Source organism: Neptunicoccus cionae (assembly GCF_014643735.1).
Classification (GTDB): domain Bacteria; phylum Pseudomonadota; class Alphaproteobacteria; order Rhodobacterales; family Rhodobacteraceae; genus Amylibacter; species Amylibacter cionae.
Genome location: NZ_BMKA01000004.1, coordinates 58,547 through 83,895 on the forward strand (window position 1 = coordinate 58,547; position 25,349 = coordinate 83,895).

The 25,349-nt window shown below is 56.4% G+C and carries 28 protein-coding genes; 15 read left to right on the plus strand and 13 right to left on the minus strand.

What is annotated here, in order from left to right; genetic code table 11:
- Positions 1–7 precede the first annotated feature (7 nt).
- Positions 8–454: a DsrE family protein gene (locus tag IEX10_RS14175; protein WP_188676631.1), complete on the plus strand. Its 447-nt coding sequence runs from the start codon at positions 8–10 to the stop codon at positions 452–454.
- Between the two features lie 61 nt (positions 455–515).
- On the plus strand, positions 516–950 hold the full coding sequence (locus tag IEX10_RS14180) for a DUF302 domain-containing protein (RefSeq protein ID WP_188676633.1): 435 nt from the start codon (positions 516–518) through the stop codon (positions 948–950).
- Between the two features lie 97 nt (positions 951–1,047).
- Here the strand turns inward: IEX10_RS14180 and IEX10_RS14185 are convergent, their stop codons facing one another.
- The 3 genes from IEX10_RS14185 to IEX10_RS14195 form a co-directional block, all read right to left on the minus strand.
- Entirely contained in the window at positions 1,048–1,992 is a 945-nt protein-coding gene (locus tag IEX10_RS14185; protein WP_188676636.1) for an MBL fold metallo-hydrolase, read from the minus strand.
- Positions 1,993–1,994: 2 nt separating this feature from the next.
- Positions 1,995–2,915: an MBL fold metallo-hydrolase gene (locus IEX10_RS14190; RefSeq protein WP_188676637.1), complete on the minus strand. Its 921-nt coding sequence runs from the start codon at positions 2,913–2,915 to the stop codon at positions 1,995–1,997.
- A gap of 93 nt (positions 2,916–3,008) precedes the next feature.
- Positions 3,009–4,073 (minus strand): saccharopine dehydrogenase family protein, encoded by a 1,065-nt coding sequence (locus tag IEX10_RS14195; RefSeq protein ID WP_188676639.1) that lies wholly within the window; start codon positions 4,071–4,073, stop codon positions 3,009–3,011.
- A 154-nt stretch (positions 4,074–4,227) separates the two neighbouring features.
- On the opposite strand from IEX10_RS14195, the gene IEX10_RS14200 reads away from it, so the two are divergent.
- Entirely contained in the window at positions 4,228–4,650 is a 423-nt protein-coding gene (locus IEX10_RS14200; protein WP_188676641.1) for an Lrp/AsnC family transcriptional regulator, read from the plus strand.
- Positions 4,651–4,671: 21 nt separating this feature from the next.
- Here the strand turns inward: IEX10_RS14200 and IEX10_RS14205 are convergent, their stop codons facing one another.
- From IEX10_RS14205 to IEX10_RS14215, 3 genes are read right to left on the minus strand one after another with little or no spacing between them, the layout of a single operon-like run.
- On the minus strand, positions 4,672–5,379 hold the full coding sequence (locus IEX10_RS14205; RefSeq protein ID WP_229678563.1) for an RES family NAD+ phosphorylase: 708 nt from the start codon (positions 5,377–5,379) through the stop codon (positions 4,672–4,674).
- Positions 5,373–5,783: an MbcA/ParS/Xre antitoxin family protein gene (locus tag IEX10_RS14210; RefSeq protein ID WP_188676643.1), complete on the minus strand. Its 411-nt coding sequence runs from the start codon at positions 5,781–5,783 to the stop codon at positions 5,373–5,375. Before IEX10_RS14210 ends, IEX10_RS14205 begins: the two co-directional genes overlap by 7 nt.
- A 60-nt stretch (positions 5,784–5,843) precedes the next feature.
- Positions 5,844–7,118, minus strand: a complete 1,275-nt coding sequence (locus IEX10_RS14215; protein ID WP_188677362.1) for a flavin-containing monooxygenase — start codon at positions 7,116–7,118, stop codon at positions 5,844–5,846.
- Between the two features lie 273 nt (positions 7,119–7,391).
- Between IEX10_RS14215 and IEX10_RS14220 the strand changes: the two genes are divergently transcribed.
- The 10 genes from IEX10_RS14220 to IEX10_RS14265 all read left to right on the plus strand — a co-directional run bounded on the left by IEX10_RS14220 (position 7,392) and on the right by IEX10_RS14265 (position 17,718).
- Positions 7,392–7,808, plus strand: a complete 417-nt coding sequence (locus tag IEX10_RS14220; protein WP_188676644.1) for a RidA family protein — start codon at positions 7,392–7,394, stop codon at positions 7,806–7,808.
- Positions 7,805–8,479 (plus strand): DUF1028 domain-containing protein, encoded by a 675-nt coding sequence (locus IEX10_RS14225; protein ID WP_188676646.1) that lies wholly within the window; start codon positions 7,805–7,807, stop codon positions 8,477–8,479. The genes IEX10_RS14220 and IEX10_RS14225 overlap by 4 nt, the downstream gene beginning before the upstream one ends.
- Positions 8,480–8,573: 94 nt before the next feature.
- Positions 8,574–9,524, plus strand: coding sequence for a LysR family transcriptional regulator (locus IEX10_RS14230; RefSeq protein ID WP_188676649.1), 951 nt, complete (start codon positions 8,574–8,576; stop codon positions 9,522–9,524).
- A gap of 91 nt (positions 9,525–9,615) precedes the next feature.
- Positions 9,616–11,685 (plus strand): oxidoreductase, encoded by a 2,070-nt coding sequence (locus IEX10_RS14235; RefSeq protein WP_188676653.1) that lies wholly within the window; start codon positions 9,616–9,618, stop codon positions 11,683–11,685.
- A 237-nt stretch (positions 11,686–11,922) separates the two neighbouring features.
- Positions 11,923–13,014, plus strand: coding sequence for an ABC transporter ATP-binding protein (locus IEX10_RS14240; RefSeq protein ID WP_188676655.1), 1,092 nt, complete (start codon positions 11,923–11,925; stop codon positions 13,012–13,014).
- A complete protein-coding gene (locus IEX10_RS14245; RefSeq protein WP_188676656.1) occupies positions 13,014–13,943 on the plus strand; it encodes an ABC transporter permease in 930 nt (309 codons plus the stop codon). The genes IEX10_RS14240 and IEX10_RS14245 overlap by 1 nt, the downstream gene beginning before the upstream one ends.
- A gap of 3 nt (positions 13,944–13,946) precedes the next feature.
- Positions 13,947–14,756 carry an ABC transporter permease gene (locus IEX10_RS14250; RefSeq protein ID WP_188676657.1) on the plus strand — a complete coding sequence of 270 codons (810 nt, stop codon included), beginning with the start codon at positions 13,947–13,949 and terminating at the stop codon, positions 14,754–14,756.
- Positions 14,757–14,780: 24 nt separating this feature from the next.
- On the plus strand, positions 14,781–15,815 hold the full coding sequence (locus IEX10_RS14255) for an extracellular solute-binding protein (RefSeq protein WP_188676658.1): 1,035 nt from the start codon (positions 14,781–14,783) through the stop codon (positions 15,813–15,815).
- Between the two features lie 66 nt (positions 15,816–15,881).
- Positions 15,882–16,919: a histone deacetylase family protein gene (locus IEX10_RS14260; RefSeq protein WP_188676660.1), complete on the plus strand. Its 1,038-nt coding sequence runs from the start codon at positions 15,882–15,884 to the stop codon at positions 16,917–16,919.
- A gap of 4 nt (positions 16,920–16,923) precedes the next feature.
- On the plus strand, positions 16,924–17,718 hold the full coding sequence (locus IEX10_RS14265; protein ID WP_188676662.1) for a nitrilase-related carbon-nitrogen hydrolase: 795 nt from the start codon (positions 16,924–16,926) through the stop codon (positions 17,716–17,718).
- Here IEX10_RS14265 and IEX10_RS14270 read toward each other — a convergent pair.
- Positions 17,713–18,141 (minus strand): YqaA family protein, encoded by a 429-nt coding sequence (locus IEX10_RS14270; RefSeq protein ID WP_229678564.1) that lies wholly within the window; start codon positions 18,139–18,141, stop codon positions 17,713–17,715. The genes IEX10_RS14265 and IEX10_RS14270 overlap by 6 nt on opposite strands.
- Before the next feature lie 204 nt (positions 18,142–18,345).
- Here IEX10_RS14270 and IEX10_RS14275 point away from each other — a divergent pair, with 204 nt between their 5' ends.
- Positions 18,346–18,861 (plus strand): hypothetical protein, encoded by a 516-nt coding sequence (locus IEX10_RS14275; protein ID WP_188676667.1) that lies wholly within the window; start codon positions 18,346–18,348, stop codon positions 18,859–18,861.
- A gap of 1 nt (position 18,862) precedes the next feature.
- On the opposite strand, the gene IEX10_RS14280 is transcribed toward IEX10_RS14275, so the two are convergent.
- A complete protein-coding gene (locus IEX10_RS14280) occupies positions 18,863–20,488 on the minus strand; it encodes a Na/Pi cotransporter family protein (protein ID WP_229678565.1) in 1,626 nt (541 codons plus the stop codon).
- A gap of 294 nt (positions 20,489–20,782) precedes the next feature.
- On the minus strand, positions 20,783–21,472 hold the full coding sequence (locus IEX10_RS14285; RefSeq protein WP_188676671.1) for a hypothetical protein: 690 nt from the start codon (positions 21,470–21,472) through the stop codon (positions 20,783–20,785).
- Between the two features lie 375 nt (positions 21,473–21,847).
- Between IEX10_RS14285 and IEX10_RS14290 the strand changes: the two genes are divergently transcribed.
- Positions 21,848–22,201, plus strand: a complete 354-nt coding sequence (locus tag IEX10_RS14290) for a PRC-barrel domain-containing protein (RefSeq protein ID WP_188676673.1) — start codon at positions 21,848–21,850, stop codon at positions 22,199–22,201.
- A gap of 50 nt (positions 22,202–22,251) precedes the next feature.
- On the opposite strand, the gene IEX10_RS14295 is transcribed toward IEX10_RS14290, so the two are convergent.
- The 4 genes from IEX10_RS14295 to IEX10_RS14310 are packed head-to-tail and all read right to left on the minus strand — an operon-like array spanning position 22,252 to position 25,347.
- Positions 22,252–23,010 carry an ABC transporter permease gene (locus IEX10_RS14295; RefSeq protein WP_188676677.1) on the minus strand — a complete coding sequence of 253 codons (759 nt, stop codon included), beginning with the start codon at positions 23,008–23,010 and terminating at the stop codon, positions 22,252–22,254.
- Entirely contained in the window at positions 23,007–23,732 is a 726-nt protein-coding gene (locus tag IEX10_RS14300; RefSeq protein ID WP_188676679.1) for an ABC transporter ATP-binding protein, read from the minus strand. Before IEX10_RS14300 ends, IEX10_RS14295 begins: the two co-directional genes overlap by 4 nt.
- On the minus strand, positions 23,729–24,412 hold the full coding sequence (tenA, locus tag IEX10_RS14305; protein WP_188676681.1) for a thiaminase II: 684 nt from the start codon (positions 24,410–24,412) through the stop codon (positions 23,729–23,731). Before tenA ends, IEX10_RS14300 begins: the two co-directional genes overlap by 4 nt.
- Complete coding sequence (locus tag IEX10_RS14310) at positions 24,409–25,347, minus strand: ABC transporter substrate-binding protein (protein ID WP_188676683.1); 939 nt, start codon at positions 25,345–25,347, stop codon at positions 24,409–24,411. Before IEX10_RS14310 ends, tenA begins: the two co-directional genes overlap by 4 nt.
- Positions 25,348–25,349 lie beyond the last annotated feature (2 nt).

A 25,349-nucleotide genomic window follows, 5' to 3' on the forward strand; every position in this document is an offset into this window, starting at 1 on the left:
AATAACCATGAAGTTCTTCAAAATTCTGACGGCGTTAATTTTCGCGACCTTTACCGCGACCGCTTCCTTTGCGCAGGATGGTCTCGCAGATCACAAACTGGCGCTGCAAATTAGCGACAACAATCCCCAGAAGATGGCAACTGTTCTGAATGTGGCCGTGAACGTGACCAAATACTACGAAAGCATCGGCGAAACCGTGGAAGTGCGCATCGTCGCCTTCAACGCCGGACTGCACATGCTGCGCGAGGATACATCGCCGGTTCTGGACCGGTTGTCCTCTTTCGGATCTTCCATGCCGAACGTGACATTTGCCGCCTGTGGTAATACAATCGATGCCATGACGAAGAAGGAGGGGAAAGCCACTCCGATCGTTTCCGTGGCTGAACGGGTCCCAGCCGGTGTGGTCGATTTGATGACGCTCGACGAAAACGGGTGGACCATCGTACGTCCCTAATCCCGTTTCAAAGCAGCGTGCAGAACTGCGCGCTGCTTACATTTCAACAAAGGAGACGATTATGAACAAGTTTTTTGCTGGAATAATAGGTTTGTGTCTGACTGCGACGACGTCTTTTGCACAAGAAGCTACGACCTACCCCTTCGATGGATCCTTTGACGATGCCACCTTTGGGGTCGAAAGCGCGATTGTGAACAAGGGTTTGGTTATCGACCTTATCAGTCACGTTGGCGAAATGTTGAACCGCACCGGTCAGGACGTCGGCAGCGATGTGAAACTGTTTGAAAACGCAGATATATTCATGTTCTGCTCGGCCGTGGTGTCACGGAAGGTCATGGAAGCAGATCCAATGAACATCGTCCATTGCCCCTACGGTATATTCGTGGCGGAGCGTGAAGGTAAGGTCATGGTCGGATATCGCAATTATCCCGAAGGTCCGATGCAAGAGGTTCAGGCCCTTCTTGATGAAATCGTCCGCGAGGCTGTTGGCGATTAATAGCGTTTTTGGATTGGCAATGGCCTGCCCAATCGAAAGGGCAGGCACAGACTCTACTCGATAAGTTCAGGTAACACCCGCCCCTATAACCCGAGGTCTACTCGAATTCCATCTGTTCGTAGACGCGACCGGCGTTCTTCGTTGCCAGTTCTTCAAACGTGTCCAGATGCGCATAGGGTGATTGATCCACATAATAGGCTTCTGCCAAGTCGCCCCCGTCTTCCAAATGTGCGCCAATTTTATCTCTCAGGTAAACCAGATAGTCTCTGGTGTAACGTCTGACCTGATCCATGTTTGTGGGATGGCCGTGACCGGGAATGACATAGGTAGCGCCCAAGGCTTCAAAGGCATTGTCCCAAGTTTCAATCCATTCCGCTGTCATTGTATGGGGGAACACAGGCAGCATACGTTCGTGAAACGCCAAATCCCCCGAAATCACGAGGCTCTTTTGAGGCAGCCAGACAACGATATCTCCGGGGCTATGGGCGGGGCCAAGATAGCGCGCCTCTATGTCGATACCCCCAAGTGTGATGGTGTAGCTGTCCTCAAAAGTCTTCGTCGGAAGAACCACAGTCGTTTTCTCTGCTCGTTCCTTAACTGTGTTTTGGGCAGATCTTAAAGACTGCGCCCCGTATTCCTCAAACTCCGCGGACGCTTCAACATGAGCGACGATTTCAACATTCTGTTCCGCCCAGTAGGAGTTGCCAAGCATCGCATGGCCTTGACCGTTTTCATTAATAACCAACACCACCGGTTGCGCGGTCACGGCCTTTATCTCTGAATGCAACGCTGCGGCCAGTTCATAAGACGCACCCCCGTTGATTACGGCAACGCCCTCGTCTGTCACGATAAAACTCAGGTTATTGTTGTGGCCTGCATTCTCATAGGTTGGCGGGGCGGTTGCCCCTGTTGCCGAGAATACGCCGGGAATAAATTCAACAGGTTTGGCGTACAGAATGGAACCGGGGTACTGATCGGCAATATCTTCGCTGGCGGCTGCTGGAAATGCAGCGATAACGAACAGTGGGATCAAATGTTTCATGCTTAGGACTCCGCTATAAATCGGTAGGCATCGGCAGTCTTATCGACGTACCCTAGCCCGCTGTTTGGCAAGTGAAAGCCTACGACACGCATCTTTTCGGCGGCCAGTTGATCCAACAAGGCCATCCGCGTTTTGGCACCCAGTTCGGGGTTCTGATCCGATCCGGAATGCCACTGCGGCTTTTCGAACGCGACATGGTGGTTGCCGATGCAATCTCCCAATATCATCAGGCTTTCGCTTCCGTCACGCAGCTCGAATGCCATATGACCGGGCGTATGGCCAAAGGTGGCCCGTGCCGCAACACCCGGAAGGATCTCCTCACCGTCTTTGAAGAACGTTATGCTGTCTTCCAGCATTGCAAGCCGCCGTGCCGCACCAACCGCAAATGAGGCGCGGGACTCGCCGATTTCGTCTACGGTTTTGGGATCGATCCAGTAATCCCATTCGGTTTTGCCGATCATATAGCTGGCCTCAGGAAACAGCGGATCGTCGAAATCATCCAACAATCCCCAAAGGTGATCGGGATGGGCGTGAGTGAATATCACATCCGTAACGTCATCAGGCACAACGCCGAGTGCCTCCAGAGAGGCCAGTAATGTCCCCGCATTCGGTGCGAAATCGGGACCAGAGCCGACATCAAAAAGGACCGTCCTATCACCGTGGCGCATCAGCGTAACGTTGCAAGGCGGGGTCAGAACCTCCGCAGACAGGTCGTATTTCTTAAGGATCGGCGCCAGTTCGTCCTTTGGCATCGGATCGAACAGGAACCCACCGGGCAATGTTAGAGAACCATCGCTCACCACGTCAATCTTCATATCACCGAGTACGAGCTGTGCGTGGGCAAACCTTGGCCGCAATGCCAGTCCAGCGACGGTCGCCACCCCCGCACTGCCCGCTAGAAACTTACGTCTTGAAAGTGCCATTTCGCCCTCATTCAAATTCTTCTATACGAATATGAATGAATGAGGGTAAGGAGGCAAGCAATTGCGCGCCGGTGTAAGAACTTTAATAGGTCCCTAATGGTCTGTTTGAAAAACTGCGCCGGTTCTGGTGGCTAGGAATGCCTCCAACGGGATATCTTCCTGTTTCAGAAAACCGCTTTGGGGCAAAGCACCATCGCGCACCATTTCTATCACTGCAACAACCGAACAGGTGGTGGTCCAGGCGATTGCCGTGCGGGTTGAACCGGCCAGTTCGCGCGGTTTATAGGCCCGCACAAATTCTTCGCGGGCCAGTTCACCGCCCTGCCGACCCTCGGCGGCGGCATGGACGTAGACCACATCATCGCTGACAGGTGGTTTGGCATTCACAAGGATTTCGCCCGCCTCTTTACGCCGCTCCCGCATGAGAAGTTCATGAAAGAAAAAGTTCATCTGCGCCGCGTGTCCGGGGTAGCGCATAGTCTTATAGTCCATATTGGGCACCCGCCCGAGATAGGTTTCGCACATGGTGCCAAGCCCGCCGGAAGTGGTAAAAGCTTCCAGCTCCACCCCATTGATGTAGTGTTTTTCCATCCATTCCATCGCGGAAACGGATTTGATCTCGCCGTTCTCCAGAACCTCGCAATCATTCAGATATTCGTTCACCACCCCTTCCGGCGACCAGTTGAAGGAATAGCCCATCAGCCCCGTCGGGTTCTGCGGCAACGCCCCGACCCGCATCTTGCAGGACCGGCAGTCATCCAACCGCGCGATCAGATCGGCCCCGACAATCCCGATAAACCCCGGCGCCAATCCGCATTGGGGGGCCATCAAACGGTGAGAGGATTTCGACATCTCCAGAATAGCCTTGGTGGTCGGCACATCTTCGGTCAGATCGAAGTAGTGAATGTCAGCGGCCAGCGCAGCCTTGGCCAGCTTGGCGTTCAGGTTATAGGGCAGACAAGAGAGAACGGCATCGACCTCCTTAAATGCGGCTTTGATAGCGGTTTCGTCTTGCACATCCGTTGCGCGGATCTCAAACGGCAGTGTGTGGGTTCGGGCGCTTACGTCATGGGCGATGACGGTGAACCCTGCGTCGTGAAGCAGTTCCGCCGCCAGCGTGCCGATTTTTCCCAAACCTAAAACCGCGATTGTTTTCATGATGTTCTGTCCTTTTATCTTTGGGCGGGACGTCCCGCCGCCTGTGCTTCTGCAAGCAACGTCGAATATTGCGGTGTTAGAAAAAAGATGCGAAGCTACAGCAAATCGTCAACTATTTGGCATAATGACAAAATCAGTCGAAACGGAACCGGATATGGACGACATAGACCAAAGACTTCTGGCGCTCCTTGGTAAAGATGCCCGTACCAGCGCGAGCGATCTTGCCGCTACGTTAAAGATATCCCGCGGAACGGTGCAGAACCGGATCGGGCGGATGCAGGATCAGGGGATCATTAAGCGCTTCACGGTAGAGCTTGGGGACGGGCAGCAGGATCAGCAGATTAGTGCCTTTACCCTCATACGTGTAGCTGCGGATGACGGGAAAGTCGCAATCGCAGCGTTGAAACGGATCGAAGGTGTGATGGATATTTCCACCCTAAGCGGTGAATTTGATCTGGTGGTGGAACTGCGCACCAGCTCCCTGCGGGAGTTGGACACCCTGCTTGATAAAATCCGTGCGATTAAGGATGTGGCCCAAACCCAAAGCCATATTCGCCTGATGACGGTCGCTCTTTGAAGTGACTTTGCCAGCCGTGCTTCAATCGACGCGAAAGACCGTGCCATCGCCTGCATCGCGGATCAGGTCAACGGTGGTTCCGTCCCAGTGGTAATCCAAATGCCGCGCTTGCACCGGTGCCTCTGCGAGATCGGGGTAAAACAGTCCGGTGCAATCGCCCTCCCCCCGAACGCTCGGGTAGGCGATACCTTGGCCGTCTGCTGCACGGATCGCCGCGCCAAAGGCCTGCGCGGCTTGGTAATCTTCAGGGTCAAGAAGCGCATCGGCCGCCTGACCGCGCAGATCGTAAAGGTCGGCACGTACGTCCAAAACCAATTCGCGGAATTGGGAGGTCCAACCCGCCGGTTGCGCCGTTGCTGCCATGAACCGTGCGTGGTGGTGGATGGTCTCATAAACCGCCGTTTCAAAGTCCCGCGCCACATAAAGCACACCGCGCTGGCCATCGGAAAAACGGCTGGGCCTGTCGGTGCTGGTATGGGTGAAGGGCGCCATCAGATAGCTCGCCCCCTGCCCGCCAACGCGCCGGTGTGGCGGTATCAGATCCAGATTACCGATGGTCTCCATCAGGCGGGGGTTGGTCTTTTGTTCTGCCGAGATCAGCAGCGGCCAGTCTTCAGGGGCGGCGATGTCTTCGAACAGATCAATCGGGGGATAGACGCTGCGGATAATGCGCACCGCACCCTTCCATTCGATCCGGTTGACGGGAACATCCTGTGGGGTAATCACCAAGCTCCGCGCTCTGCGTCTAGGTAGCGGCGCACCCGCATCAGGTCTGTCAATTCACCGCCGAGCATTACGGACAGTGCAGAACGGCCATTGAACGCTGCGTTGTCCGCTTTGATCCAGTCATAGCCCCGTTGGGGTTCACTAAACAGCAAACGCAGCGCCTTGTGGATACCCAGAAGGTTGGACAGACGCGCCTTGGTATCGCGGTCCAACCGCCCAAGCTGACCTGCCTTCCAGCGGCGATACGTGCGCACCGGCAGGTCCAGCAGTGTCGCGGCCTCTTCGTCAATCACGCCCCATTTTTCAAACAGCGTCAGAACCGCGCGCAACATGGCGGCGGCTTCCGCGTTTGTAATCGGGTCAGGCGCAAAATCATGCGCCTTGGTTTCCAGTTGGTGCAGCGCCATAACAGCCCTCCTTATGGCATCATATAGCGCACATCATGCCATTTGGCAAGAAGGTAGAGCTCAACCCGCTTTTGCCGCCAATGCTACCGGAGGGTGGTAGGCGTCATAGGCCCGCTGGATCGCGATTTGATCCGCCACATATTTCGCATCATGCCACACGCCCCAGATAAAGGACGATCCGCGGCGGGATTGCCACGGCAGGCCAACAAAATACACACCACGCTCCGGTGAGACACCGCGCTGGTGGACCGGTTTTCCATTGTCTTCAAAGGCGTCAATCTCTAGCCAACTGTAGTCCACCGAAAATCCGGTGGCCCAGATGATTGACGTGATACCGGCCTCCGCAAGGTCCAGTTCCTTGATCGGGTCTGTCAAACAGGCCGGTTCAGGCCAGCATTTACGCTCTTGCGGGTCTTCGGGCAGGTCGATCCCGTGGCGCGCCACATAGGCGTCTGCTTCATCCAGAACCGAAGCATGGTTCGCATCCCCGAGCGCAACATTCTTTATTAAATCGTTGGCAAAGTGCAGCTTGCCTCCCTCAAACCGCTCTGTTCTTCCGACAAGCTGCATCCCGCCCGCTGCAAAGCGGCGGAAATCGACAGTTTTGCCGCCCTTCGCCCCGCTCACCGCGATGGTCACATGTTCGGTTCCGGGTCCAGGCGTCTGCATATCCCATTTGCCCAGCACGCCGAGCCACCAGACAAAATCCCGCCCGCGATAGCTGCGCGGCGGGCGGTCGTGGGGACCAACAGACAGGTAAACCTGACGCCCGGAGTCCATCAACTCCTCAGCGATTTGCGCACCGGACGATCCGGCCCCAACCACCATAACAGCTCCTTTGGGCAACTGGTCAGGATTTCGATAATCATGAGAGTGAATTTGCGTCAAACCCGCGCTTTGCGGCACCAGTTGCGGGATCAGCGGCTTTTGAAACGGGCCAGTGGCCGCGACGATCCGTTTGGTTTCGATCTGTCCGGCGCTGGTTTCTACCAGAAAGGCAGATCCGTCAGCGGTGCGACGCGCGCGATGAACTTCAACGCCGCAGCGCACAGGGGCGTTGATCTGCTCGGCGTAATCAACAAAATAATCGGCCACACCTTCTTTCGGGACGAAAGCTTCGGGATCATTGCCGTCAAATTCACGATTGGGAAAACGGTCATGCCATGCGGGGCCGTTGGCCACGAGAGAGTCCCAGCGAGCGGTGCGCCAGCGTTCAGCGATGCGATCCCGTTCTAGTACTATATGATCCACCCCAAGCGCACCGAGATGTTCGCTCATGGCGATTCCGGCCTGACCGGCACCAACAACCAACGTGTCTGTCTTTTCTACGGGCATTCCGGCATCCTTCTGTGTCTGGTTTGACATTGGGGGCACCCTACGGGGCGGACCGGAAGCTGAAAAACAGTAAATCTTGCACCATTGCTTAGGCTGAAACTAAATGAACACGGCCAGCGGGGTGCTGTGCAGTCCATCGGGTTAGGCGTTGACTAATCGAGGCTGAGGCACTCCGTACTTTTCGCCACCGGATAATCCCATATTTCTGGGGCCATAGTGCCAAGGAGCGTGGCCGACCCCACCCCCACGCCCGCCAGTTGCAGAGGATCTTTCATGGCCCATACACGTATTCGCAAGTTCAACACATCGGACACCTATCCCGAACAACAGCTCGACAATGATCTGTGTCAGGCGGTGGTCACTCAGGGTGGCAAAACCGTCTGGCTGCGCGGGCAGTGTCCGCAAAATCTGGATGACGCCAAGAACATCGACAGTCATGATCCGGTGGAACAGACCCATAAGGTGATGCAAAACATCCGGCAGCTGATCCAAGAAGCGGGCGGAGAGATGGAGCACCTTGTCAAAGTGGTGGTCTACATCACCGATGTACGCCACCGCGAGGCGGTTTACCGCACAATGGGCGAATACATCAAAGGCGTGCATCCGGTTTCCACCGGACTGGTGGTGCAAGCATTGGCGCGGCCCGAATGGTTGGTCGAAATCGACGGCACAGCGGTGATACCGGAATGACCTTTTCTCTTGTAGCCCGCTGCCCTGACACCGGAATGTTCGGTGTCGCCATTTCGTCTTCGTCGCCTGCGGTGGCCGCACGGTGTTCCTATGCCCGCTCAGGGGTGGGGGCGGTTGCCACGCAAAATGTCACGGACCCGAGCCTTGGGCCCCTAACGCTCGATCTGATGGGTCAGGGGCTTGGGGCGGAAAAGGCGATTGCGCAGGTGCAGGCGCGGGGCAAATTTATCGAGTACCGTCAGGTTCTGGCGGTGGATTACGAAGGGCGCACGGCGATTCATTCAGGCCCGAACTCTCTGGGTATCTGGACGCAGGCGATGGCCGAAAATGTCGCCTCGGGTGGCAATCTGCTTGCCAATGACACAGTGCCCCAAGCGATTGTGGACGGCTACTTAGCAGCGGAAGGGCATATCGGCGACCGTTTGATTGCGGCGATGCGCGCGGGTCTGGCCGCAGGCGGAGAGGCTGGTCCGGTCCATTCCGCAGGTATGATGATCGTGGATAAGGTTAGCTGGCCGGTCGCCGATCTGCGCTGTGACTGGACCGACGATTGCCCGATCGAAAACATCGCAACCGCGTGGGACATCTACAAACCCCAGTTGGACGCCTATGTGCAACGGGCGCTCGACCCGCGCGAGGCACCGTCCTACGGGGTGCCGGGCGACGATTAACCCCTGAAAGCCGTGTCTTCCCCTTGCAAAATCCTGCCCGTATAACAGGGGTATACCCGCTGCACACTGCTGCGTCTAAGGACTAGGAAACCCCATGCTGAGATTCACTCTGCGCCAGCTTGAATATTTCGTGGCCGTTGGCGAAATGGGCAGTATCGCTATGGCGGCTGAAAAGGTGAACGTGTCCTCGCCGTCAATCTCTGCCGCTGTGAACCAACTGGAAAAAGAGTTCGGCCTGCCGCTGTTCGTACGCCAGCACGCGCAAGGCCTGTCCCTGACGCTGGCAGGGCGCGAGATGATGAAGCAGGCCAAGCTGGTATTGGATAACGCGGAAAAGCTGGTGGATCTGGCAGCGGATGTATCTGGCAATGTGCAAGGACCGCTGTCTATCGGCGTGTTGCTGACTTTTGCCCAGATGGTGGTTCCTGCATTGCGGGCCAGTTTTGAGGCGCTGTTCCCCGATGTACGCGTCACCCAGCACGAACTTGATCAGGCGCAAATCTTCGCCAAGCTGCGGCGCGGTGAAATTGATGTGGCGCTGACCTACGATCTTGATCTGCCAAGCGATTTGAAGTTTCAGCCGGTGGCGACCTTGCCGCCCTATGCGATTTTGAAACCCGATCACCCGCTGGCCGTGCGCGCCAGCGTCAGTGTCGAAGACCTGCTGCCCTACCCGATGATCCTGCTGGACCTGCCGTTCAGTTCGGAATATTTCCTGTCGTTTTTTGGCGCCTCGGGCATCAAACCCAAGGTGGCCGAGCGCACGAGGGATATGGCGGTGATGCGCAGTCTTGTGGCCAATGGTTTTGGCTTTTCCATCGCGAATGTGCGTCCTCTTAATGATCTTTCGCCCGATGGCAAACCGCTGCGCTTTGTGCCACTGAACGGGGACGCGCGGCCCATGCAAATGGGGCTTCTTGCCTCTAAGGATGCGGACAGTGCCAGCGTGATCCGCGCCTTCATACAGCACTGCCTGACTGAATACCGTGACGGGAACCTGCCCGGTCTGAATGTAATCGCCAAAGACACCCCCAAGCCGGATTAGGCGCGTCCTAAGCAGCGGTTTTGCAAGCCAGACTGTTGCCCGCCAAACGGGGCAGCTACTCTACGCACAATTCCAGCTTCAGGAGGTGCCCGTGCGCGATCCCCGTTATGATATTCTGTTCGAGCCGATGGACATCGGCCCCGTAACATCCAAGAACCGCTTCTATCAGGTGCCCCATTGTAACGGAGGCGGGTATCGCGATCCGTCAGCAGCTGCGGCCATGCGCGGAATCAAATCCCAAGGCGGCTGGGGCGTGGTGTTTACCGAACAATGCGAGATGCACCACACTTCGGAAATTACACCCTTCATCGAATTACGTCTGTGGGAGGACAAAGACATACCGCAGCTGCGCAAGATGTCTGAGAAGATGAAAGAACACGGTGCGCTGGCGGGTATCCAACTGGCCTATTCCGGTATCAACGGGCCGAACCTCTATAGTAAAGAGGTTCCGCTGGCGGTTTCTGCCATGCCAATCCGTACTTTTACCAATGATCCGGTCCAGGCGCGCGCGCTCGATAAATCGGACATTCGTGACCTGCGCCGCTGGTTTGTGAATGCGGCCAAACGCTCCAAAGACGCAGGCTTTGACCTGATCTGCCTATATGGCGCCCACGGGTTTGGTATCTTTCAGCATTTTCTAAGCCGCGCCACCAACCAGCGTAGCGATGAATATGGCGGCAGCTTGGGAAACCGCGCGCGGTTTGTGAATGAAGTGATTTCCGACATGCGTGATGCGGTCGGGGATACGATGGGGATCACCCTGCGGGTCAGCCTAGATGAAACCATCGGTGATCTGGGCTTTTCCAACGCCGAGGTGCGGGATTTCATAGAGATGAACCGCGACTTGCCGGACCTTTGGGATCTGGCGCAGGGTACGTGGGAAGATTGCTCCGGCCCGTCGCGGTTCAAGGAAGAGGCCGCGCAGGAACAGCTCGTTCGGGGTATCCATGATCTTACGGACAAACCCATCGTTGGTGTCGGTCGTTTTACCTCGCCCGATGTGATGGCCAAGATGATCCGCAGCGGCACGCTGGACTTTATCGGTTGCGCCCGTCCCTCTATTGCCGACCCGTTCCTGCCCAAAAAGATCGAAGAAGGCCGGATAGAAGACATCCGCGAATGTATCGGCTGCAATATTTGCATCACCGGCGATATGACCATGTCCATCAGCCGATGCACCCAGAACCCGACCTTTATGGAGGAATGGCGCAAAGGGTGGCATCCTGAACAGATGAACGCCAAAGGGAGCAGTTCATCGGTGCTGGTGGTCGGCTCCGGTCCGGCCGGATTGGAGGCAACCCGCGCATTGGCGGAGCGGGGTTATGATGTGGCACTGGCCGAGGCTAAGACAGTGTTGGGCGGTCGTGTCACCCGCGAACGCCAGCTTCCCGGGCTAAGTGCTTGGGGACGTGTGGTGGATTACCGCGAATACCAGATCAGCCAGAAACCCAACGTGGAAACCTACTTCGACAGCGCGCTTGATGCCGGAAGCATTCTGGAATTCGGCTTTGAAAACATCTGTATCGCGACTGGCGCGAAGTGGCGGAGCGATGGGGTATCGCGCCAGCATGTGGTTCCGATGCCTATTAACGAAGATATGCCGGTCTATACGCCGGATCACATCATGGATGGTAAAATTCCGTCGGGCAAAGTGGTGATCTATGACGATGATCATTATTATATGGGCGGCGTTCTGGCAGAGCTGCTGGTGAACGCGGGCTGTGAGGTCACGATCATTACGCCTTCGGCCTATCTGTCGGACTGGACGGTTAACACGCTGGAGCAACATGCGATCCACAAGAAGCTGGCTGGCATGGGCGTCAATGTGGTGCTGAACCGTGGCGTCACGCGCATAGAGGCAGATCATGTTGAATCCGATTGCGTCTATACCGGTATGACGCAGGATTACGGCTGCGATGCTGTGGTTATGGTAGCCAGCAAGCTGGAAGACAACGGGCTGTACCACGACCTGAAAGCGCGGGAGTCTGAATGGGCGGATGCGGGGATCAAATCGGTGAAGATCATCGGGGATGCAAATGCGCCCGGACCGATTGCTTGGGCCACATATGCAGGCCACCGCTATGCACGGGAACTGGACGGCGAAGACATCGGGGATGCCCTGCCGTTCCGCCGCGAAATCACCGAACTGGCGGTGGACTAAGCGAAAAACAAGGCAGGGGACAACATTAGCCCCCTGCCCGCTATGCCACTGATATGCCCAAGGCATTCCCCTTGGCTGCCGTTTTCAAAGTGACAAATATCAGCGCGTTTCGCCCGGTTTTCGCACATTAATCCGGCATTAGGTTTTCCCTAATAACGACTGAGGGAGACAATTCTTACCAACAGCTTAACCCTCTCTTACAGTCCTTTTCAACACCACCGCCACCGGGGAGCGCCTGTGTCTTTAGAAAATCCAAACGCCATTGAAGTCCGCGAAGCCGTGAAGCGGTACGGCAATTTCACCGCTTTGAAAACCATCTCTCTGTCGATCAAGGACAACGAATTTTTTACCCTTCTCGGCCCCTCGGGCTGTGGCAAAACCACGCTTTTGCGGATGATTGCAGGGTTTGAGGATGTAAGCGAAGGTGCAATCTTTCTTTATGGCGAGGAAATCGAAGGCCTTCCGCCCCACAAACGCCCCGTGAACACGGTCTTCCAGAATTACGCGCTGTTCCCCCATAAAACCGTGCTCGATAACGTGGCGTTTGGTTTGCAAATGCGCGGAAACTCCAAGGCTGACTCCCGTAAAAAGGCGGGCGAAATGCTGGAACTGGTGCAGCTTTCTCAATTCGCCAACCGCAAGCCTTCGCAACTATCAGGCGGACAACAGCAAAGGGTCGCGCTGGCCCGTGCGCTTGCGCCCCAACCCAAGGTACTGTTGCTGGACGAACCCCTATCGGCGCTTGATCTGAAGCTGCGCAAAGCGATGCAGCTGGAGCTGAAGCACCTGCAACGGGAAACCGGCATTACCTTCATATTCGTAACCCACGATCAGGAAGAAGCCCTGACCATGTCCGACCGGATCGCGGTTATGTCCTCGGGCGAACTGCAACAACTGGGCGACGCCAGAGAGATTTACGAAAGCCCACGCAATATGTTTGTTGCGGATTTCATCGGTGAAACCAACCTGCTGGATGTGTCCGTGGATCGGATCGAAAGCGGACAGGCGGTGTGTCATCTGGACGGGGGCCATGCGCTGACCTGTCCGGCGATCGAAGACGTTACTGCGGGATTAAACGTGCACCTTTCCGTGCGCCCAGAGCGACTGATCCTGACCACCGGACCGGATACGGACACCGGAATGAAGGCCACGGTGCGCGAGAATATTTTTGTCGGGACCGACATCACGACACTGGTGGATCTGGCGGACGGGCCGCAAATCACCGTGCGCACGTCCAATTCCGCACGCGGAAACGAACGCATATTCGAGCCCGGCTCGCCGGTTTTCGTTAACATGGAGCATGGGGCCGCACGGCTTCTGGTAGACTGATGGCAGGCGGCGCAACCTCGGGCGGCAATGCCGTCACTGACACCTACAAAGAAGCCCGCAACTGGCTGTTGCTTCCGGCTTGGGTCACTCTCAGCTTTCTGGTGCTAGCACCTGTTTTGCTGATGCTGGTCTATTCCTTTCTGACCAAAGAGTTCCGTGGCGGCGTGATTTGGGAGTTCTCTCTCGCGGCTTATGACCAGTTCTTCTTTGATCGCGGCTTGTTCGGGGATGATCCGGCGCAGATCGAGTGGACCTATATCGCAATTTTCTGGCGGTCCATCTGGCAGGCAGGGGCTGCAACGCTCCTCAGCCTCGCGATTGGGTTTCCAACCGCTTATTTCATCGCCACCCGACCTGAAAAGCAGCGCGTGATATGGGTGTTTCTGATCACCATTCCCTATTGGGTGAACCTGCTGATCCGCACCGTATCCATGCGCTTTTTGCTCCGTGACGAGGGGCCGTTAAACTCTTTCTTCATGGCAACGGGGCTGGTGGATGGTCCGGTCCATATGATCAACACGAATTTCGCGGTTCAGGTCGGGCTGTTCTATTCCTACCTGCCATTCATGGTGCTGCCGATCTATGCAGCGGTGGAGCGATATAACTTCACCCTCAGCGAGGCAGCGGCCGACCTTTATGCCAACAAATGGATCACCCTGCGCCACATTGTGCTGCCAGCCGTGAAGCCCGGTGTGATTGCGGGGTGTATCCTTGTGTTCGTGCCGTCTTTGGGATCGTTTCTGGCACCTGATCTGCTGGGAGGCGCAAAGAATTTCATGATCGGCTCTTTGATCGAAGAGCAGTTTAAAGGCAACGCGGGCAACTGGCCGTTTGGGGCGGCAGCCTCGATGATCCTGCTGACGATGGTGCTGATTATTCTGGTGATCTATGCACGGGCGCAGGCCCGCAGCGACAAAGAGGCGGGCTGAGCGATGGCAACACGCAGTTACGACATAAAATCCTACACCGGCTTCTTGCAGATCACGCTGCTTTGTCTGTTCGTGCTCTACGCGCCATTGATCGTGGTGGCGGTCTACAGCCTGAACGCCTCGGACTCTATCGCAGTCTGGGAAGGGTTTTCCTTGCGCTGGTATGCAGATGTGTTCACCGGTGCAGAAAGCGCCAAGTTCAAAGTGGCCGCGCGCAACAGCTTTATCATCGCAATTATCGCCGCGACCGTGGCTACCACAATTGCAACCCTTGCCGCGACTGCGATGGTGCGGGGCGGCAAATTCCGGCTGCGGGCGTGGTCTTTCGGGCTGATCTCTTTGCCGTTGATGGTGCCTGAAATCGTCACCGCGGTGGCCACGTTGATCTTCTTCAACTCCATCGGATTTGAACGCGGTTTGCTGACCATCCTGCTGGCCCATATCGCCTTTTGCATCCCCTTCGCCTACCTGCCGATTTCCGCGCGGATGCAGGGGATTGAGGACACTTACGAACAAGCCGCCCAAGATCTTTACGCCACCAAACGACAGGCGTTTACCAAAATCCTTCTACCCTTGATGCTGCCCGGCATTATCTCGGGTTATCTGTTGGCTTTCATCATTTCCCTTGATGATTTCATCATCACCAACTTCGTCAAAGGTGCCGGAGTGGAAACACTCCCCACAGCGATATTCGGGGCGGTGAAGCAGGGGATCAAACCCAACATCATGGCTATTTCGACGATGCTTCTGGGCTTTTCGATCCTGATGGTCCTGATTTCGTACCTCGTCAGCAGAACCGATAAAAAATCATAACCAAAACCAACAGTGGAGATAAAGATGAAAAAACTACTCACAAGCACAGCCGCCGCGACGGCGCTTTTGATGGGCGCGTCTGGAGCGCAGGCCGAAGGCAAACTCGCCATTTATCACTGGTTTGAATACATCCCGCAGGAGCTGTTGGAAAAGTTCAGCGCCGAACATGATGTAGAGGTCATTCTGGACACTTACGATTCCAATGAAGCGATGCTGGCCACGCTGAAAGCGGGCGCAATCGGTACCTATGATGTGGCGGTTCCCACCGACTATATGGTGTCCATCCTGATCGGCGAAGGTCTGGCCGACGAAGTCGCATCAGGCGAGTTGAAAAACATTGGCAACGTGAAGGAATCCTTCACCGATCCGGCCTATGACCCCGGTCTGAAACACTCGATCCCCTATCAAGGCGGCACCACCAGCTTTTCCGTAGATACCGCAGAGTATTCCGGTGACATCAACTCAACCGATATCGTCTTTAACCCGCCAGAAGAGCTGAAGGGCAAGATCAACATCCTCGACAGTCAGGGTGAGGTTCTCGCATTGGCAGCGGTTCACATGGGCATTCCGCAATGCTCCAACGACCGTGAACAGCTCAAGGCGATGAACGAGATGCTGCAAGCGGCCAAACCGCACTGGGCCTCTTTCAACTCTGACACCGCCAAGGAAGTTCTAGCCGCAGGCGACGTCGCTGTTGGGATGATCTTTAACGGCTTTGCGGCCAAGGCACGGGAATCTCGTGACACTTTGCAATACGCTTTCCCGAAACAGGGCTGGGTCAACTGGATGGACAGTGTTGTGCTGCTCAAAGACGCGCCAAACCGTGAAAACGCGCTGAAGTTTATGGATTTCCTTCTGGAACCGGAAAACATCGCAGCGGTCACCAATTATGCGCGCTACCGTGATGTTGTTAAAGGCAGTGAGGAATTCCACGATCCTGCCCTTGCAGAAGAACCTGAAGGCAACCCGCCTGCCGGTATCGAAGGCGTGTTTGTGCAAGCCTGCGACGCAGAAACCCAAGCGGTTTATGACAAGATCTGGACTAACCTGAAGAAGTAAGGTCAAGGGAGGGCGCGGATCGGCCAGCAGGCTATCCGCGCCTTTCATTGCAAAGGAATGAGGGCGATGGAAACGATTTTCACAGAAAAGCACCGGCTGCGGGATGCCAAGAGCGAACTGTTCGGCGGACAGCTTGTCCAGCCGCACGAGCGGCCAAGCCGCGCTGAATATGTGATCAAACGAGTGCGCGAGGCCAATCTCGGCTTGGTGAGCGATCCCGATGACTTTGGCCTTGATCCGATCCTCGCCATTCACAAACCGGATTTTGTGGAATTTCTGCAAACGGCTTGGGAGCGCTGGCAGGAGGCGGGTTTCCAAGGGGAAGCTATGCCAACCACTTGGGTCGGACGTCGGATGTCAGACAAGCGCCCTAGTTTTATCGAAGGACAGGTCGGGTATTACGCGCTCGCCGGAGAAACCAGCATCAGCGGTGGCACGTGGGAAGCCGCCTATGCCAGTGCGCAAGTTGCGCTGACAGGGGCGGACAGGATCAACAACGGCGCGCGGAGTGTGTTTTCGCTGTGCCGCCCCCCCGGCCATCATGCCACGGCAGACATGTTTGGCGGGTATTGTTTCCTGAACAACGCTGCCATTTCGGCCCAACACTATCTGGATACAGGCGGGAAACGTGTGGCGATACTTGATGTGGATTTCCACCACGGGAACGGCACGCAAGACATCTTTTATAACCGCGATGACGTGCTGTTTGTCTCGCTCCACGGCGATCCGCTGGAAACCTTTCCCTACCACCTCGGCCATGCCGACGAAACTGGCGGTGGTGCTGGCGCAGGGTTCAATGTCAACTATCCGATGCCACCCAACACCCCGTTTGAGGTCTGGCGTTCGGCGCTGGCCAAAGGGTTGGATCGCATCGCGGACTACGCACCAGACGTGCTGATCGTTTCTCTGGGTGTGGATACGTTTGAGAATGATCCCATCAGTTTCTTTAAACTAAAAAGCGATGATTTCACGACGATGGGTGCGGATATTGCCCGCGCCGGACTGTCGACACAGTTTATTATGGAAGGCGGCTATGACGTGGAGGAAATCGGCGTTAATGCAGTGAATGTGCTACAAGGGTTTATCGCGGAACAAGGGGACTAGGGTCATGCGCATCGGGGTCTGGCAAGATGAAACACCAACGGGCGGCGTGGGTGCTGCACGGCAGGTTGTCGCAACGGCCCTTGCCCAAGCACAGGCAGACGGCGTGGATATCCTCGTTTTTCCCGAATGTTTCCTGACCGGCTATTACCGCGACGCCGTAGAAGTCGCGCCTTGCGCCTCAGCAGTTACGCAGGATGAGATCGCGGCGCTGCAAATCTTATGCGATGACACCGGCGTCGCTTTTGTATTGGGCAGTTACCTGCCAACCGATGCAGGCACCAAGAACGTCGCTTTTGTGTTCCGCCCCGCAACCACTGAACCGCTTATCTATACCAAGCGGGCCTTGTTCGGAGAGTGGGAGCAATCGGTGTTCCATTCGGGCACCACGCCATTGCTGTTCGACTATAAAGACACCCGTTTTGCCGTACTCATCTGCTTTGATGTAGAGTTCCCCGAACTGGTGCGCGAAGCCGCGCAAGCAGGGGCGCAGGCGGTGCTGGTACCAACCGCACTGATGGCACCGGAGCATTGGGTGCCAGATATCATCGTCCCCGCCCGCGCGCTCGAAAACAAGCTGACGGTTGCTTACGCCAACCGGATCGGCGTGGAGGGACCGTTGACTTTCATTGGCAAAAGCCAGATTTCCGGCACAGATCAGAAGGCCCGAGTGGTCCACGGCGAAACCACCACCGGTTTATTAGCTGCGGAGCTAGTAAGCGATACCGATGCGATGGACTACATCCACGAGGTCAAAGCCCAGAACCTGCCCCATGTGGGTGGCGCGTCCGGCGATCTATAGCCAAGCCAGTGTCGCTGCAATCAACACCAGATAGCGGCCCGCTTTGGCGAGGGTAACGAGCAAAAGAAACGGCACCAACGGTTCGCGCATCACGCCAGCCACCACCGTCAAGGGATCACCGACAACGGGCAACCAGCTTGCGAGCAAGGACCAGCGCCCGTAGCGATGATACCACCCCTGCGCGCGGGTCAGTTGCTGTTCACTGGCCGGAAACCAGCGTTTGTGTTGGAAGGCCAGCAGGAACCGTCCCAGATACCAGTTGATGACCGCACCCAGCACATTGCCGGTCGTCGCCACCATAAACAACACCGCCACCGAATAGTCCTGCGTCAACAACAGCCCCACCAGCGCGGCTTCGGATTGCAAAGGCAGGATCGTTGCAGCAATAAGGGCAGCGCTGAATAGGCCGAGATAAGCAATCATGCGCACCATCCAAGAGAGTTATTTACGGTTTCCAACGCCTAGACCTTCGGTTGCCAATTCGGTTCCCAATACCCGCTAACTGCCTGCCATGCCACTAAAACCCAAGACCGTTGGAAAAGTTATCCACAGGCAAACGGAACCTTTGCCCGCCCAAAGCGTTCTTTCCCCGAGCAGACGTTCATAAAAAACCGGAAAGGTAAGAGCATGGCTTTGCAGGCGGATTATTCACAGACTTCCCCACGAGACGATAGTTTCGCGGGTTCGGGCTACAACAACAAGCGTAAGACAGACGAAGGCGGCAGCGTGCGTTTTGCAACACTGGTGGTTGTGTCCACGGGCGTGATGTTTGGCATCATGCATCTGAATTCTTTCGCGCTTGACCATATGCAGGGGGCGCAGACCCTAATGTGGCTGGCTGTCTATATCGGTGGATCTGCCGCGTTGGTGTCGCTTGGGCTGCTGGCGGGGATTTTCACCCACCCTAAAGCCAACATCGCGATTGTTGCCGGTTCTTTGTTGGCTTTTGGGATCGGGATCGGGGCGGAACGGTTCAAACCGTCGCCCGAGGCGCTGGCACAGGCTGATCGCGTCAGTCAGGAAACCAAAAGAGCCGAGAATGTCGCGCACCAAACCCAGATCGAAAAAATCGAAAGCTATGTGACCGGTGCCAATTATAACATGCGCCCGGCACCAACAGGTTCCGCAGCAGTGCCGGGGTGATCTACTTGTCGAGATCCATCTTTTCGATCAAGCGGGTTTCCAGCAGCTGCCCGCCCCGATACAGGATCGGATAGGCCACTGCCGAGATGTGACTGTTAAACTCTTTCAACGCCCGTGTGGTTTCCAGATGAATATCGCTTGATTCAAAGCTCTTGGCGGTGCCTTCGCTTAAACGGCGCAAATGCTTTTTACGGCTGCTGCGCTCCATCTGGGTCATCTCTGCCTTTTCTTCCAGCAACAGACGAGCACTTGCCAGATCATCTGACACCAGCACGTTTGAGGCAAGTTTCAGGTTCGCCAGCACCCTTTCATGCATGCTTACCAGCTCTGCCTGTCCGGCCACTGAAAAATTGATCCGATCCTTTTTCTTCTCTTTTGCCAGCGGCAACATCGTTTTGACAATAATATCGCCAGCCGACTTTAAGGCGATGGCATATTCGGTCAACTCACGAGCCTGTTTGTTCTCTTTCTTGCGCAGGGTGTCGCTCGGGATCGCGGCCACATAGTGCCGGATACTGTCGAGCGCACTGTTCAGCGCGTCATCCTCATTTGCGATATAATCGGCGCGGTCGCCGTCGTAAGTACCGTAAATATCCATCACCGGCAGCATCATCCCTTCGACAATCTGGGTCATCCGCAGGGCCTCCCGTTTAAGAGAAGCCAGCGCAAGACTTGGGGAGACAGGGGTTTCATCATCCAGAACACTGCGATGCAACACGGGGGTGACGTTTTCGGGGTCAAGCTTTTCCGGCAAAAGCCGCAGCATCGGAGCCTCCAAAAAGCGGCAGAACGGCAGGAAAGCCAGCTGCGCTAGATTGAACGCGATGTGAACATTCACCACAGTTTGCCCCGCCTGCCCACTGCTCAGTACAGCCATGACGGGAAGGTTGTTCACCAGTATCAAAGCCAAGATAGCCCAACTGCCCCGTATCACCAGATTGGCAAGCGGCACGCGGCGGGAGCGGGGGGACATGCCACGGCTTAACCACACGGGGATCACCGAAGAGCCCAGATTTGCCCCAAGCACCAACGAGACGCCGGCCTCGACCGGAACGGCATTCAGGCTGACCAAGGTCACGCACATCAAAACCACCGCGAGCGAAGAATGCATCACCAAGGCAAGCGTGGCGCCAACTATGAATGCGGTCACATAATCCTGCGCCAGATAGCCGGCAATCGCGGGCAAGAAATTGCTGTCGCGGATCGGGTCCATTGTTTCGCGCAGAAAGCGCAGCGCGATCAGGATGAATGCGATCCCCAGAATAATCCGCCCCGCCTGTTTGACGTTCCGGCTGCTTGAATGGATGAAAGACGCACCCCCAACCGCCAGCAGCAGCGGCACCAACCAATCGAGCGGAAACGACAGGACTTGTATCAACAAGGCAGAGCCGAGATCAGCCCCGAGGGTCATAGCCAGCCCCTGCCCAAACCCCAACGCCGCTGTCCCCGCAAATCCAGCGACCAACAAACCGACCGCTGCGGAACTTTGCAGGATAATCGCCAGCACCAAGCCGGTGACAGATGCGCCCGTCACATTGGAATTGCGTGTCATTATACGTTGGAACGACGCACCAAAGGCACGCTCGATCCCCGTGCGCACCAATCGCACCCCATAAAGCAACAGCATGGTTGCCCCAGCGAGGTGTATGATAAAGGAAAGAATAGTCACCTTATCTATATAACTCCGGTTATCTGGCCTGACCAGCTATGACCTGCCACCTAACCGTTTGTTTTTCAATGCGGGACTTTCAGCCATTACGCGGCAAACGTCCTTATCGCACTAAAAAAGCCGCCCCGAGCGGGACGGCTTTTGCTGTTTCAAAGGTGAGACCGAGGTCTCACACCAGCAGTACCAGCAGAATAACAATCCAAAGCGGGACGCCGATTAACCATAGTAGTATCGCACCCATTTGACTTCCTCCTATGTCCAGCGGCCAAAGCGCCCGAAAACGCGGCCTTCGTCACGGTGTTGCCCGCCCATGCCAGCGGCCCAATAGGCACCGGCAGCAGCGATCAGCAGGGACGCCCCTGCGATGAATGCGGAAATAACTGAATAAATCCGCGCAGTTTCGGCAGCTTCCTTGGCCTCCGCTTCGGTCATATCCATCGCAGCTGCGGCTTGTTGCGCGGGTTGTTCGGCAGCAGCTTCTACGTTCACGGCGTCATCCGCTACAGTTGCAACCGCAGTCGACACATCGGCCGTTGCCTTTACAGCTGTATCCGCCGTAGAGCCGAGCAGAAACGCCCCGAGCAACAGGGCTACACCCCAAACAGCCAACCCGTGGATGCCGTCGCGTACAGCAGCTTCGTCGTCGTTTACCGGATCAATCCGGCGACGCATCCGCCCTGCAATATACCCTCCGACCATAAAGCTGGAAATGGTAGTCCAGAGCATCCAGGACCCCACCGCAATCATGGATGCCATCGCTGATCCGTCGCCCTCGTAGGGGGAGACCAGTGACAATCCTAGGGCTGCGCCGAATGTGGTGAACACAAACGCGATGCCAGATGCGACTACAGCGCCGGCAATAATGGACGACCAGTCCACATAGCTTCCGTCATGCTGGTAGGCGACAGGCGCGGCAGCCAAACCTTCAGTTCGATCTGTCATGTGCTTATCCTTTAATTAATTGTTTGGGCGACCTCAGCCGAGGCCGAGCAGCGAAAGAACAGCCAGTACAACGACGACCAGTCCGACAAGATAAATAATTCCGTGCATGTTTACTCTCCATTTAGTGGCTACGCCTGAAACGGGCGCTGAGCGCTCGTGGTAAAATAACGCGCCGCTCACAAAAAAGTTCCCAAAGGTGATTGTGAAGGGGCGCTAAGGCGCGACGCGCGGCGGAAAATCGCAAACCGCGCTGCTGTCGGCGGGTGGGGATCGGTGGGTTTTTGCCAGTGGTCAAATGCAGAAGGTTAAGCGGGAACAATCTGGGACGGTTGTTCGTTGTGCGGATACTAACGCTTAACAAAGGAGGACTTTCAAATGACGACGACTTCAACCAACAGCTTGGTTTCTACCGCAGACGTGAATGGTACAAACGTTTACGGCGCTGACGGAACCAAGATCGGCGCGATTGATCATCTGATGATTGATAAGCAATCGGGCAATGTGGCTTACGCTGTAATGGGATTTGGCGGCTTTATGGGGCTCGGAGAGGAACACCATCCCGTGCCTTGGGCCAAGCTGACCTATGATCCGGCCAAGGATGGCTTTGTCACTGACATTACCGAATTCGAAGTAAAAGGCGCGCCGGAGCGTCATGACACTTGGTATACAGACCGCGATTGGGAACGCCGCACACATGATCATTATGGTGTGCCGACCTACTGGTTCTAATCGAATGTAACCGACCAGTAAACGGCCCCCATCGGGGCCGTTTTGTTGTGTCACACCGGACGCAAAGCGCCACCGCCGCCGGCGTAGCGTGATAGTCGGGTTGCCAGCAGGCCCACGGAAATATGCAGCATAACTGTCAGGCAGGCGAGCACAATCAGGCTGGCAAACATCAGGTCAATCTTGGCGCGCCCATTGGCCAGCAGCATAAGATAGCCAAGTCCCTTGGACGCCCCGACCCATTCCCCGATCACCGCACCAATGGGGGCATAAACCGCCGCCAGTTTCAGGCCGGTTCCCAGACTGGGCAATGCGTTCGGGATCTGAATCTGGCGCAGAAACTGATACTTACCCGCCCCCATGCTTTGCGCAAGATCGCGGTAGCCCTGATCGATACGGGTCAACCCATCATGAAAAGCGGATGTGACAGGAAAGTAGATGATCAACACCGCCATCACGATTTTTGATCCCATCCCATAGCCAAACCACAGCGTCAGCACCGGCGCGAGCGCAAAGACCGGCACCGCTTGCGTAAACACAAGGATCGGCAGCATGATCCGCTCGGCAGTTCGCGACAGGGCAAGCTGGATCGCCGTCGCCACCCCAAGTAAAGAACCGAACAGCAAGCCAAGCGCCACCTCGCTGGCGGTGACAAGGGCGTTTTCAGCTATGATAACGCGGCTGTTCCACATCGCCTGTGCGACCCGCAATGGAGATGGCAGAATAAAGTGGGGCGCATCCGTCAGGATCACCAGCCCCTGCCACAACCCCAGACCAAGCGCGAGGGCGAGCAAAATGTCCAAAAACCTCATGCCGCCACCCCGCGCAGGTGATCCAGCAAACGGGACTGACAGCGAAGCGTTTCAGGATCGCTCAGACCGCGCAGCGGCGGCGTGGAGGGCACCGGCCAACGGGTCGCCCCCTCTGCAGAAAGCACAACAATCTGATCGGCCAGCCGTGTCGCCTCTGCCGGATCATGGGTGACAAGGAGAACGGTGCGGCCAGCCAGAACCTCTACTGCGAGCTCCTGCATATCCGCCCGTGTACCAGCGTCCAGCGCCGAAAACGGTTCGTCCAGAAACACCACGGGGCGATCCTCCATCAGGGTGCGTGCAAGGGCCGCACGCTGTCGCATTCCACCCGAAAGGGCAGCAGGTTTTGCGCCCGCACGATCCGCCAGACCGACCCGCGCCAACAGGGCGTGCGCGCGGTCAAGATCAGGCGATGCACCGCGCAGGCGTGCGCCAATACAGATGTTTTCAAGCACTGTAAGCCACGGCAACAACAGATCGGACTGCGCCATATATCCGATGCGCCGATCCAGCGGCGCACCGTCACTCGCAACGATGTTGCCGTCAAACACCCCGCCAGTGTCCAGCCCGAGGATCAACCGCAGGATGGTCGACTTTCCTACACCGGACCGCCCTAAAAGGCAGGTCCACGCACCGGCGGGCAGCTCCAGTTCGGCTTTGAACAACAACTGCCCGTCCAAATGGTGCTGCCCTGACAGCTTTATCCCCGGCGGCTGGTTCATTGCGGGGACAATCCCATCTGCCAGAAGCCGACTTCAAGTGCTGTGGCTTTGGTAAATCGCGCCTGAACAGCGGCGCGGCGCGGCGAGATTTTTAGATCCCCGATACGCCGCGCGACTGCATCATCAAGCATCTCCCCGACCGTCGCACAAACCGCCTGATAGTCGGGGTCCGCATAGGTTGCGATCCATTCGGCGTAGGGCGTATCTGCGGATTTATCCGACGCCAGCCGCACCCCGATTTCACCGTAACCCATCACACAAGGGGCAAGCGCCGCGATCAGATCGATGAAATCCCCCTGCACCCCCGCATCCAGCACATAGCGGGTGTAGGCAAGGTTCGCATCCGCCTCTGCCGCGTTAAACAGGGCGGACTCGTCAATACCCGCGGCGGCGCAGGTTTTCACGTGTAGCGACATCTCGTGATTGACCAGGGCATCTACCGTCTGCGCACAAACGCGCATCTCCTGCTGCGTTTCGGATTTCACCACACCCAGCGACCACGCGCGGGCGAAATGCACCAAGAACACGTAGTCTTGCACCAGATAATGCAGAAAGGATTCACGCGGCAGGCTGCCGTCCTTCAATCCTTCGACAAAGGCGTGGTAAGTGTAGTCGGTCCAAGTCTGGCCTGCCCCTGTCCGGAGCAGTCCAAAGGTTTTACCATAATCAGCCATACTCATTTCACCGTCACATCAATAGCGATTGCAGAAACAGGATTTTCGGCTGGGATCAGGTCGGCCTCTTTTAGGAAGCGTTCAAACGCAGCATAGCGACCCGCATCCATTGCAGTGGGGCGCAGCGCGAAACGGGGCACGGTATCCACCCAAGCACGGGCGTTCAACTCGTCCTGCAATTCCGCAGACGTAGAGGCAAAAATCTCCCAGCTTTCGGTCGGGTGGTTGACGATGTACTGGGTGGCTTTCTCGGTCGCGGCCAGAAAACGCGCGATCATGTCCTTGTCCATCGTGTCCGTGTTGGCCACATAGATCAGCTCATCATAGGCGGGCAGGCCCTGTTCCTCGACAAAGAAACACTTGCCTTTGACACCTTCGATATCCATCTGGTTCAGCTCAAAATTCCGGTACGCGCCGATGACCGCATCCACCTGACCCGACATCAGAGATGGCGACAGGGACCAGTTCACATTCACCAGTTCCACATCATCCAGCGATAATCCGTTGTGGCGCAGGATAGAGCCGAGCACGGCCTCTTCCACGCCGCCCACGGAAAAGCCAACCTTCTTGCCCGCCAGATCCGCCGGGGATTTGATCGGACCGTCTTCCAGCGCCAGTAGACAGTTCAGCGGCGTGGCCACCAGTGTGCCAACCCGTTGCAGGGGCAAACCTTCATGGATTTGCAGATGCAATTGGGGCTGGTAGGAAATCGCCAGATCCGCCTTACCTGCCGCAACCATTTTGGGCGGATCGGAGGGATCAGCGGGCGCGACGATCTCCACTTCCAGATTTTGATCGGCAAAATAGCCTTTTTCCTGCGCCACAATCACCGGCCCGTGGTCGGGGTTTACGAACCAGTCCAAAAGAAGGGTCATCTTGTCCTGCGCCAGCAAGGGTGAAGCCGTCAGCGAGAACGCCGCAACAAGGGAAGTCAGTTTCATAA